Source organism: Spiribacter salilacus, assembly GCF_009649225.1.
GTDB lineage: Bacteria > Pseudomonadota > Gammaproteobacteria > Nitrococcales > Nitrococcaceae > Spiribacter > Spiribacter salilacus.
This window is the reverse complement of the sequence record NZ_WJPP01000004.1, coordinates 281,086-292,568: the sequence shown is the minus strand read 5'-3', so window position 1 is coordinate 292,568 and position 11,483 is coordinate 281,086. Positions and strand designations below refer to the sequence as shown.

Sequence of the window (11,483 nt, the reverse complement as noted above, 5' to 3'; positions counted from 1 at the left end):
CAACAATTGGCCAAACACCGGATCCATCAAATTTGATTGGGAGATTAAAAAATGAAGAAAGTTTATCTTGCAGCAGCCGCAACCAGCGCGCTGGCCCTAGCCGCCACGCCTGTCATGGCTGACGACCACGCATCCATGTCCGTTTACGGCTGGATCACTGCTGAAGTTCAGGACAATGGTACTGAATGGGATGCCACCGGAAACGGTAACTCCCCAAGCCGCTTCGGCATTCGTGGCAGCCGTGAATTCGGTGCCGTGACTGGCGATGCACAGCTTGAGTACGGTGTCACCAAGGCACAGGGCGAAGGTCCTGGTATTCGTTTGGCCAATGCTGCGCTGAGCGGTGATTTTGGTTCCGTGCGCATCGGTAGTCAGTGGAACCCAGGTTACCTCTGGACCACCGCTACCACCGACGTGTTCACCAGTGGTGCTTACACTGGCGCCCGTTCCACAGACTTTGTCTTCCGGCAAGACGGTGCGATCTTCTACTATGCACCTTCCCTCGGCGGTCTTGACATCGCAGTCGGTGGCAACATGCTGGCATCCGACGATAGCAGTGATGAGTTCGACACAATGACTGTGTCAGCCCGTTACTCCTTCGGCGACCTCTATGTGTCCGCAACCTATATGGAAGCTGACGACGAGAACAGCTCCGAAGCAACAGCATTTGCTGCTAGCTATGATTTCGGCATGTTCACCCTCGCAGGCTCCATGTCTGACAATGATGGTGTTGGCTCCTACAACGATAACGGTACCCCTTACGAGGTGGTTGCCACGGTTAGCGCGACTGAAGAGCTTACGCTCAAAGCCGCCTATACCGATCGTGACTTAGAAGCTGGCGACGATAGCTCCATGGCCGCAGAAGCTGCCTACGCTTTCGGCAGCGGTGTTACCGGTTTTGCCGGTTTCTCTTCGTCTGATGACGGCATCAACGACGGCGAAGACATCCTTAGCTTCGGCGTACAGGTGGTCTTCTAAGCACCCCGCGTCTTAAATGACGTTATCCAAAGGCCCCGTCAGGGGCCTTTGTTTTTTCTGCTACCCTTAGCGGTCTAATGGCAGAGCACAGTCAATCTTGGCGCCAATATCTTGGCGTTTTTCGTTACAGCCAACGGGCCATCGGCTTAGTTTGGCAAACCTCTAAACCGCTTACGCTTGTATTAGCGGGCGCAACGCTGGTGGCTGGGTTATTGCCGGCCGCGGCGGCCTGGGTGGGTCAGCTCATCGTAGATGGGGTTGTTGCCGCTATCGATGCAAACGCCGGTGTACCCAACGCACTGCTCTGGCTGGTTGCGCTGGAAGGCGGCATCATTGCCGGCATTGCCGCGGCTCAGCGAGCGCTGCAAACGGCTCAGTCTTTGCTGCGCGCCCAGCTTGGCCAGCGCGTCAATGTCATGATTTTAGACAAGGCTCAAACGCTGCAGCTGGTGGATTTTGAAGACTCAGAATTTTACGACAAGCTCACCCGGGCCCGGCGTGAAGCATCAACTCGGCCATTAAGCCTGGTTAACCGCACCTTTGGCCTTTTGCAAAACGGGATTTCGCTGGCCAGTTTTGCGGGGTTATTAATTGGATTCTCGCCGTGGGCAGTGGTTATTTTACTGGCGGCTGGCTTGCCGCAGTTCTTTTCTGAAGCCAAATTCTCAGGCGATGCGTTTCGGCTTTTTCGCTGGCGCAGCCCTGATACCCGTCAGCAAATGTATCTTGAAACCGTTTTAGCTCGGGAAGATAGCGCTAAAGAGGTCAAGCTCTTTGAGCTTGGCCCACTATTGCTTGATCGGTACCGCGGCATTTTTGAGCGACTGTATAAAGAAGACCGCAACCTCACACTGCGCCGTGAAACATGGGGATTTATTTTAGGCTTAATTGCTACCCTTGCCTTTTATGCAACCTACGGCTGGATTGTCGCAACCACGGTGGCGGGCGCCATCACGCTGGGGCAAATGACCATGTATTTGGTGGTGTTTCGGCAAGGCCAGGCAGCCGTTAGCGCCAGCCTCAGTGCCATTGGCGGCATGTATGAAGACAACCTCTATCTTTCTAACCTGTATGAATATCTCGAGCAGCCCGTTGAGGCATCCACCGGCACGCTTACTCAGGGCACGACGCCCGGTGATGGACTGCGTTTTGAGAAAGTCAGCTTTCGCTACCCCGGCAGTGAAGTGGATGCCCTTAGCCAAATCAGCTTTCACTTACAACCCGGCCATAGCCTTGCGCTTGTGGGCGAAAACGGCTCCGGCAAAACCACACTCATTAAGCTATTAGCCGGTCTGTATAAACCTTACGAAGGGCGCGTGTTGCTTGACGGTAGCTCTCTGCAAGACTGGCAACCAGAAGCGCTGCGACGGCGCATCGGCATTATTTTTCAGGATTTTATGCGCTACCAACTACCCGTGGGTGAGAACATTGGAAGCGGCGATATCCAACACTTTAGCGATGAAGCACGCTGGCAAAAGGCCGCCGAGCGTGGCCTCGCGGAGCGTTTTATTGAGGAGATTCCTGGCAAATACCATGCCCAACTGGGCCGCTGGTTTAAAGACGGCCGGGAGCTATCAGGTGGGCAATGGCAAAAAATTGCGATGGCCCGGGCATTTATGCGTGAGAGTGCCGATATTTTGGTGCTTGATGAACCCACTGCGGCCATGGATGCGGCCGCCGAAGCTGAAATCTTTGCGCATTTCAGCGAGCTCACGAAAGATCGCATGGCCATTTTAATCTCGCATCGCTTCTCAACCGTACGAATTGCCGATGAGATTTTAGTGCTCGAAAACGGCCGCATTACCGAGCAGGGCAGCCATGCCGATTTAGTGGCGGCGGGTGGCAAATACGCCACCTTGTTTGAATTACAGGCCGCGGGATATCAGTAGCCATGCAACCACGTCGCCTGATTTTAATTCACGGCGATCACGCCCGTGCGGTGGCGCGCGCACAAACTCTGCTCGCCCCCTTACCCCCTGAACAAGCCCAATGGATTGATCAACCCGGCCGCGGGCGGCAGCACCTCGGGCAAACGCTTGCAGCGGCGGTTATCGACGCACATCCTTCGCTAAACGCTGAAGATTTAGGCGCAATCAGCGGCACCCTGATTGCGGGCGGCGCACTCATCGTACTCGTGCCTCCGCCGCCACATGCGGGATTTTTGCAGCGTTTGCTAACACTGGCTGCCGCCTGCTCTTGGGTGGAAACCGTATTGGCTGATGATTCGCTACCTGAGGCCATTACGCCAAACTCGGTGCTAACTGAGCCTGCAATTCAACCCACGGCTGATCAGCAAAAAGCCATTCAAGCCTGCCAAACGGCGGTATCCGTACCGCAACCCCATCCACTATTAATTACCGCCGATCGCGGGCGGGGCAAATCCACCGCGCTCGGCCTAGCCCTTGCCACAGGTATTTGCCCAAACGCACGTCTGACCGGCCCCTCACGCGCAGCGGTGGCTGAAGTCATTAAGCATGCAGGGAATTATCCGCCCAAATTTCTAGCCCCCGAAGACATTACCCCAGCCACTGATCCGCTAATTATTGACGAGGCCGCCGCCTTACCACTCGGATTACTGGAAAAGCTCATTCGCGAGAACCCTTGCTGCGTGCTAGCGGGCACCATTCATGGCTATGAAGGCAGCGGGCGCGGGCTAGAATTACGCATACCAACAAACCGCGTTACCCTCCAGCAACCCGTACGCTGGGCGGAGAACGACCCCCTTGAAGCGTTGATTAATCAGTTGCTTTTATTTAAAACACCACCGCTCAGCCCAGCCACCCATCAGCCCCATGCTGATCAGCCCGTCAACATCGAGTGGATAGACCAGCAACAGCTCATCGATAATCCAGACCGCCTAGCAGCGATTTTCAGCCTACTGATTGAAAGCCATTATCAAACCCGCCCGCGTGATTTACAGCAGCTTTTAGAAGACCCCACACTCAAAATTGCGGCTGCGTTCAGGGCTAATCTGCTGGTGGGTGTTGCCATGGCAAAATTAGAGGGCGGGCTTGATCCGGCGCTAGCGCAACCCATTTGGCTGGGGCAGCGTCGGCCAATGGGGCATCTGATTGCGCAGTCTTTAACCTTTCATGCGGGCATTCAAGGCGCTAGCAACCTGTCTGGTCTGCGCTTACAACGCATTGCCATTCAAAGCGTCTATCGGCGAGGCGGCATTGGTCAGCAACTGATTGCCGCCATGCAAACGTATGCGCAATCTCACGGTTGCGATTGGTTTGGTACCAGTTTTTCGGCCACCCCTGAATTGCTGGATTTTTGGCAGTCTACGGGGCTTATGCCGGTGCGCTTAGGCCAACGATTTGACCCCCATGGGGGCGCCCGCGCGGTGATTATGCTCAAAGGCTTAAGCAAAGCTGGCCAGCACTTGATGACTCAGGCTCGTGAGCGCTTTGCCGTGCATCTGCCCGATCAAATCAAACACGCCCAGCCCGCATTACCGCCTGATTTACTGCAACGCTTGCAGCATGCCCTGCCTATAGCGGATCCTGCCGCCATCGACACCCAAGATCGCATTGCGTTTGCTACCGGGCATCGGCCATGGCTGGATAGCGTGGGCGCCCTGCAGCGCAGTTTATCAACAGCCGCGACACCACCGCCTGATTGGGTGAGCGCCGCACTGGCGCAGCCCCAAGCGCTCGCCCCACTCGCCAAGCAATATGGCTTTACCGGCCAGCGCGAATACCTAAATTCGCTGCGTGAATGGGCGGCGACAATGCTAAACTAGTGGGATGAATACAGGATGCATTCGCATTCGTGGGGCGCGTCAAAACAACCTACGCAACCTTAACCTTGATCTACCGATTGGTGAGCTGATTGTGGTGACCGGTGTTTCCGGCTCCGGCAAGTCTTCGCTGGCCTTCGATACCATTTATGCCGAGGGTCAACGCCGCTATGTAGAAACCTTCTCGCCCTATGCTCGGCAGTTTTTAGACCGAATGGATCGGCCTGCCACAGATAAGGTCGAAGGTATTCCACCGGCCATTGCCATTGATCAAACCAACCCAGTCCGTACCTCGCGCTCCACCGTTGGCACGATGACCGAACTCAATGATCATCTTAAGCTGCTCTTTGCCCGGGCGGCACGGCTCTATTGCGGCGGCTGCGGCCGTCAGGTTAGTCGCGACACGCCAGATGGCATTGCCGAGCGCATGCTTACCCGCTGCGCTGGCGAAAGACTAAGCATCAACTTTGACATCCCCGTGCCCGCGCCGTATGACGAAACAGAAATTCGTCAATTACTTCAGGCCCAAGGCTATACCCGCATCGCCACCTTAAAAGCCGGCCAACTGCGGGTCACTCAAGATCGCATCAAAGCGCAGGAAAGCCGCCGCGATCGTCTGGTTGAGGCCGTTGAAGCCGCACTGCGACATGGCCGCGGGCAGGTTGTTATCGAAACACTCAACGACGAACGTGAAGCCACCGCCGAGCATCGTTTCTCTAGCGATTTACACTGCCCCGATTGTAATCGTCATTATCAAGACCCACTGCCAAGCTTATTTTCTTTTAACTCACCCATGGGCGCCTGCGACACCTGCCGCGGGTTCGGCCGCGTCATGGGCATCGACTATGGGTTGGTCATCCCTGATCCGCGCAAAACACTGGCCGGCGGTGCCATTCGGCCGTGGCAGTCAGGCCGCTCGGCAGATTGTCAAAAAGATCTGGCCCGGCATGCCGCCGCAAAAAACATCGCCATGGATATCCCGTGGGAGGACCTGCCCGAAGCAGACCGGGAGTGGGTGCTCAACGGCGAAGGCAAAGGCCGCGGCAAATGGTATGGCATCAAGGGTTTTTTCGACTGGCTTGAGGCAAAAAGCTATAAAATGCATGTGCGCGTGCTGCTATCGAAGTACCGCAGCTACGACCTCTGCCCTGATTGCCAAGGCGCACGGCTAAAACCAGAAGCGCTACTTTGGCGACTTGGCGAGGGCGATCAGGCCCTCAATCTGCACGAAATTATGACCCTGCCGCTCAGCCGAGCCACCGATTTTTTTAATCATCTCACCCTACCCCCGCCGCTTGATGAAGCGGTGCCCCTGGTCTTAGAGGCCATTCGCGACCGGCTTGGTTTTCTAGAGGCCGTTGGCGTGGGTTACCTGACCCTTGATCGGCAATCTCGCACCCTCTCGGGTGGCGAGGTGCAACGCATTAACCTCACCACGGCGTTAGGTACCTCGCTGGTCAACACGCTGTTTGTATTAGATGAGCCCAGCATTGGCTTACATCCGCGGGATATCGACCGAATTACCGGCGTCATGCAGCGGCTGCGCGATGCCGGCAACACGCTGTTAGTGGTGGAGCATGATCCCGACATAATCCGTGCCGCCGATCGGGTTTTAGACATTGGCCCTGGCCCGGGAGAGCGCGGCGGAAACATTGTTTTTAACGGCACCCTCCCCGAACTACTGGCCGATCAAAAAAGCCTGACCGGCGCTTACCTGCGTGGCGAAACCCGCGTTCAAGCTGAGCATCGCACCCGCCGGCCTGCGCCAGAACAGTGGCTTAACGTACTCGGCGCTACCGAACATAACCTACAAAATATTGACGTGGCGCTGCCGCTGCAGCGTTTAGTCTGCTTAACGGGTGTCTCCGGGTCTGGCAAATCCACACTGCTTGAATCGATTCTTTATCGTGGCCTGCGCAAGCATTTGGGCGAAGCGGTAGACCCACCCGGTGCCTTTGCTGGCTTTACCGGGCATGAGTCGATTGATGAGGTAATCCTGGTAGATCAAAGCGCCATTGGGCGCACCACCCGATCTAACCCCGCCAGTCATGTGGGTGTGCTCGACCCACTCCGCAAGGCCTTTGCGCGTGAGCCACTAGCCATTGAGCGCGGCTATACCGCCAGCACCTTTAGCTTTAATAGCGGCAATGGGCGCTGCCCCACTTGTGGGGGTAATGGCTTTGAGCATGTGGAAATGCAGTTCCTCTCCGATGTGTATTTACGCTGCGTTGACTGCGATGGGCGGCGTTACCGTGATGCCGTATTAGATGTTCGATTGCCGCCTGCGCCCGGCTGCGATGCCCTGCCTGCCTCAATAGCAGATTGTTTAGAGATGACGGTTGCCCAAGCGAAGGTGTTTTTTGCCAACAAGCCCGACATCCTGCGTGGACTCGAGCCACTAGAAGCGGTGGGTTTGGGGTACCTGCGCCTCGGTCAGCCCGTGCCTACACTATCAGGCGGTGAGGCCCAGCGCCTTAAACTTGCCGGGCATTTGGCCAAGGCAAAGCGCAAAAAAGCGGGTCACACTTTATTTTTATTTGATGAGCCGACCACCGGGCTGCATTTTGATGATATCCGCGTATTACTGACCGCGCTGGAAAGGCTGCTTGATGCCGGGCATTCGATTATTGTGATTGAGCACAACCTCGATGTAATGCATGCCGCAGACTGGTTAATTGACCTTGGCCCGGAAGGCGGCGATGCCGGCGGGCAGGTTATCGCTCAGGGCTCACCCGATGCACTCATGGATGCCGCAGCGCACAGCGCCACGGGGGCTGCCTTGCGCCGCCATGTGGCCGCCCTCGAGCCAAGTGCAGCATTGCAAGTGGCCGAACCCCCTCCGGCCCGGCAAGCTGCCAACCCCGATCAGGCCATTATGATTCACAATGCGCGTGAGCATAATCTGCGCGGCATTGATCTGCGCATCCCGCGCAACCGCATGAGCGTGATCACCGGGTTATCGGGCTCAGGCAAAAGCACCGTGGCTTTCGATATTGTGTTTAATGAAGGGCAGCGCCGGTATTTAGAATCACTTAATGCGTATGCGCGGCAGTTTGTGCAACCGGCCGCCAAACCCGATGTTGATGCGGTTACCGGCATACCCCCTACCGTGGCCATTGAGCAGCGCACCAGTCGTGGCGGCCATAAGAGCACGGTCGGCACGCTCACTGAGCTTCATCACTTTTTACGTTTGCTGTTTGTTAAGCTCGGCACCCAGTATTGCCCTGATTGTGATTTACCCATTACCGAGCGCAGCCGCGAGGCGATTGCCGAGCATTTACTCAATACACACCGGGGGCAGCCCATCGAGCTATTGGCACCGCTGGTTATTGCCCGCAAAGGCTATTACACCGATTTAGCACAATGGGCCGCCAACAAAGGCTTTGAAAAACTCCGCGTAGATGGCCAAGATCAGCCCACTGAGCAGTGGCCACGGCTTGATCGCTTTCGTGAGCATGATATTGACCTGCCGGTCATCACTCTTACCCCAAACCCAGCGGATGAAGCTGGCCTGCTGGCCGCGCTTGACCAAGCCCTCGCCTATGGCAAGGGGCAAGTCCGTGTGTCCACGGCAAACGGCAGTTCAACACTGTACTCCACCGAGCGCGCCTGCCCAGGTTGTGCACGCAGCTTTAACCCGCTGGATCCGCGGCTTTTTTCCTACAACACCGCGCATGGTTGGTGCCCCGGTTGTTTGGGCACGGGCCGCACTCAAGTTGAACCCCCCGAGGAGCCAGAAACCTGCCCGCTATGCAATGGACATCGTCTGCGGCCCGAGGCCCTAGCAGTCCGGTTTATTGGCCGCGGCATTGCAGAATATGGTGCGCTTTCCGTGAGCGCTGCCAAGGCCTTATTTGCTGACCTCACCTTAGAGGGTCGTGATGCCGCGATTGCCAGAGACATCTTGCCCGAGCTGCAAAACCGTTTGGGTTTTCTGCAAGACGTGGGTCTAGGCTATCTCACCCTTGATCGCGCCGCGCCCACGCTATCCGGCGGCGAAGCGCAGCGAATTCGGCTGGCAGCTCAACTGGGCTCTAACCTACAGGGGGTCTGCTACATTTTGGATGAACCCACGATAGGTCTGCACGCACGGGATAATCGTTTATTACTCGATACGCTCGAGAAACTGGAGCAAAAGGGCAACACGCTGCTAGTGGTGGAGCATGACGAAGACACGATTCGGCGTGCCGCGCATGTCATCGACTTGGGCCCAGGCGCCGGCATCAGGGGCGGCCGGGTGGTTGCCGAGGGTACGCTTGATGAGCTACTGGCTAACCCCCACTCGGTAACCGGGCGAGCGCTGGCGCAGCCGCTTGCCCACCCAAGCCTTGGCAAACGCCGAGATGCAGCCAATGCCGAGGCAATTGTGATTAACAAGGCGCAAGCCAACAACCTTAAAGACGTAAATCTTCGCCTTCCTCTGGAGTGCCTGACCGTGGTCAGCGGTGTCTCTGGATCTGGCAAAAGCACGCTCATTCGCGAGGTACTGCATAGCGAGCTTAAACGTCGACTGGCAGATCGTGAAACGGCCAAAGCGCAGCCAATTGATCGCGTGCTTGAAGTAGACCAAACGCCCATTGGCAAAACACCACGCTCCTGCCCGGCCACGTATGTTGGGCTTTATGATGATATTCGCCGCTTGTTTGCCGAAACCGAAGAAGCGCGCATTCGCGGCTACGGCCCGAGTCGATTTTCGTTTAACACTCGTGAGGGGCGATGCCCAGAGTGCGAAGGCCAAGGTGTTAAACGCATCGAAATGAGTTTTCTGCCCGATGTTACCCTGCCCTGCGATGTCTGCCATGGCCAGCGGTTTAGTGCAGAAACGCTGGCGGTTACTTGGCGCGATCATTCCATTGGTGATGTGCTCAACATGGATATTGAAACGGCAGTCGATTTTTTTGCCGCCCAACCCAAGCTCCATCATGCCCTTGGGCTACTACGTGATACCGGCTTAGGCTATCTGACACTCGGCCAGCCCAGCCCCACCTTATCGGGCGGTGAGGCACAGCGCATCAAACTGGTCAGCGAGCTTGCCAAGGCCCGGCCCGCCGGCAGCCGCGGCAAACAACCCAAAACGCTTTATATTTTGGATGAACCCACCGTCGGCTTGCATATTGCGGATGTAGAACGTCTAATTCGTATCCTGCATCGACTGGTGGATGCTGGCCATAGTGTGGTCATTATCGAACACAACCTCGATTTAATTGCCGAGGCCGATTGGCTCATTGATTTGGGCCCCGAGGGCGGCGATGCCGGTGGCAAGATTGTTGCTGAAGGCACACCTGAGCAAGTCATGCGCAAAGCGGCCTCACAAACGGGCCGGCTCTTGGCAGAATTTCAAAACCGTTAACTAGTAAAGGAAAGCAATATGCCTAAAAGTTCCATTTTTCCCGTGCGGGTCGACCTACCCCTAGCAAAAGCCAACCAAATCATTGAGTCTGCACTGGCAAAAGGCCGGGAGCGCGGCTTTATGCCGCTAACCGTGGTTGTCATGGATAGTGGTGGGCATATTGTTGCCATGGCGCGCGAAGACGGCGCGGGTAATGTGCGTCAGCAAATCGCACAGGGCAAGGCGCGTGGCGCTCTAGGCTTGGGCATTTCTAGCCGCACGATTGGCGAGCGTAACCAAGGTCGCGAAGCGTTTTTAGCCGCGCTTGCAACCGCTGCCGATGGGCAGTTTATTCCCGTAGCAGGTGGCGTCTTAGTATTAGAAGATGGCGTAGCGATTGGTGCGGTTGGCATCAGTGGCGATACCTCTGATGCAGATGAAGAATGCGCCGTTGCTGGCATTCAGGCCGCAGGCTATCAGTCAGGTATCGATACGCCCGACTAATTAGACTGACGCTTAAAGGCGGCAAGCTCACGGCGGTCGCGGCGCTCAGGTCGATGCTCGGGCCGGGGCTGCGCCGCCATGCTTGCCCGCTGCGTTAGCCGCTGCTCCTCTCTTTTTGCCGTACTTTCTGCGGTTTCTGCATACAGCTGCTGTGCAACTGACGCCGGCCCCCGTTGCTCGCTTAACCCCAGCACATCCACTTCAAACACCACTGGGCCCTTGCCCACCACAACACGTTGCCCTACCCGAATGGCGCGTGCTGGCTTGGCACGCACCCCATCAACACTCACCTTGCCAGCGCGAATGGCATCGGCTGCTAGCCGCCGGGTTTTAAAAAACCGAGCGGCCCATAGCCAGCGATCAAGCCGTACCGAAACCTCTGCATTCATCCTAGCGGCGTCTCGGCAACCACAATCCCATCCCGATCGGCGCATAACCACTGCCCTGGGGTGAGTGTTACCCCCGCCAACGTCACCGGCACACCGATTTCGCCGCCATCCCCCTTCATACTGCGCCGCGGATGTGTGTTGAGTGCCTTAACCCCAATGTCGATTTCCGCCAAATCCGCGGCATCACGCACACAGCCGTACACAACCACGCCGCTCCAGCCATTATCCCGTGCCAACGCACCGAGTTGATCGCCCAGCAGTGCACAGCGCAGCGAAGCGGCCCCATCAACAACTAATACCCGGCCGTCTCCCGGCTGCTCAAGCAGCGCGCGAACCTGTGTGTTGTCTTCAAATGTCTTAACCGTTTCGATAATGCCAGAAAAGTTATGCCGCCCCCCGTAGTTACTAAATAGGGGTGCTAAAATCTGCAGCTCATCTTCGTGCTCATCGCATAAATCGCTGGTCTTAATGGCCATCGATATCTCCTTTATAAATCAATGAATAACGCTAACCCTCCGCCGCGCGGTTAGCAACCCATTCG

General features: G+C 56.6%; 7 protein-coding genes. 5 read left to right on the top strand and 2 right to left on the bottom strand.

Features of this window, described 5'->3' with window-relative positions; all coding sequences use genetic code 11:
• Positions 1-51 precede the first annotated feature (51 nt).
• The 5 genes from GH984_RS09035 to GH984_RS09015 all read left to right on the top strand — a co-directional run bounded on the left by GH984_RS09035 (position 52) and on the right by GH984_RS09015 (position 10,553).
• Positions 52-978 carry a porin gene (locus GH984_RS09035; protein ID WP_153719872.1) on the top strand — a complete coding sequence of 309 codons (927 nt, stop codon included), beginning with the start codon at positions 52-54 and terminating at the stop codon, positions 976-978.
• 77 nt (positions 979-1,055) lie between these two features.
• Entirely contained in the window at positions 1,056-2,867 is a 1,812-nt protein-coding gene (locus tag GH984_RS09030; RefSeq protein ID WP_153719871.1) for an ABC transporter ATP-binding protein, read from the top strand.
• Between the two features lie 2 nt (positions 2,868-2,869).
• Complete coding sequence (locus GH984_RS09025) at positions 2,870-4,723, top strand: tRNA(Met) cytidine acetyltransferase TmcA domain-containing protein (RefSeq protein WP_153719870.1); 1,854 nt, start codon at positions 2,870-2,872, stop codon at positions 4,721-4,723.
• Between the two features lie 4 nt (positions 4,724-4,727).
• Positions 4,728-10,070, top strand: coding sequence for an excinuclease ABC subunit UvrA (gene uvrA, locus GH984_RS09020; protein ID WP_153719869.1), 5,343 nt, complete (start codon positions 4,728-4,730; stop codon positions 10,068-10,070).
• An 18-nt stretch (positions 10,071-10,088) separates the two neighbouring features.
• Entirely contained in the window at positions 10,089-10,553 is a 465-nt protein-coding gene (locus tag GH984_RS09015) for a GlcG/HbpS family heme-binding protein (RefSeq protein ID WP_153719868.1), read from the top strand.
• Here GH984_RS09015 and GH984_RS09010 read toward each other — a convergent pair.
• A complete protein-coding gene (locus GH984_RS09010) occupies positions 10,550-10,942 on the bottom strand; it encodes an RNA-binding S4 domain-containing protein (RefSeq protein WP_153719867.1) in 393 nt (130 codons plus the stop codon). The genes GH984_RS09015 and GH984_RS09010 overlap by 4 nt on opposite strands.
• Entirely contained in the window at positions 10,939-11,418 is a 480-nt protein-coding gene (rraA, locus tag GH984_RS09005; protein ID WP_153719866.1) for a ribonuclease E activity regulator RraA, read from the bottom strand. Before rraA ends, GH984_RS09010 begins: the two co-directional genes overlap by 4 nt.
• Positions 11,419-11,483: the final 65 nt, after the last annotated feature.

Bases quoted from the DNA above. Each gene is read 5' to 3' on its own strand.
- GH984_RS09025 (WP_153719870.1), top strand. From the start codon at position 2,870: ATGCAACCACGTCGCCTGATTTTAATTCACGGCGATCACGCCCGTGCG.
- GH984_RS09035 (WP_153719872.1), top strand. From the start codon at position 52: ATGAAGAAAGTTTATCTTGCAGCAGCCGCAACCAGCGCGCTGGCCCTA.
- GH984_RS09015 (WP_153719868.1), top strand. From the start codon at position 10,089: ATGCCTAAAAGTTCCATTTTTCCCGTGCGGGTCGACCTACCCCTAGCA.
- uvrA (WP_153719869.1), top strand. From the start codon at position 4,728: ATGAATACAGGATGCATTCGCATTCGTGGGGCGCGTCAAAACAACCTA.
- rraA (WP_153719866.1), bottom strand. From the start codon at position 11,418: ATGGCCATTAAGACCAGCGATTTATGCGATGAGCACGAAGATGAGCTG.
- GH984_RS09010 (WP_153719867.1), bottom strand. From the start codon at position 10,942: ATGAATGCAGAGGTTTCGGTACGGCTTGATCGCTGGCTATGGGCCGCT.
- GH984_RS09030 (WP_153719871.1), top strand. From the start codon at position 1,056: ATGGCAGAGCACAGTCAATCTTGGCGCCAATATCTTGGCGTTTTTCGT.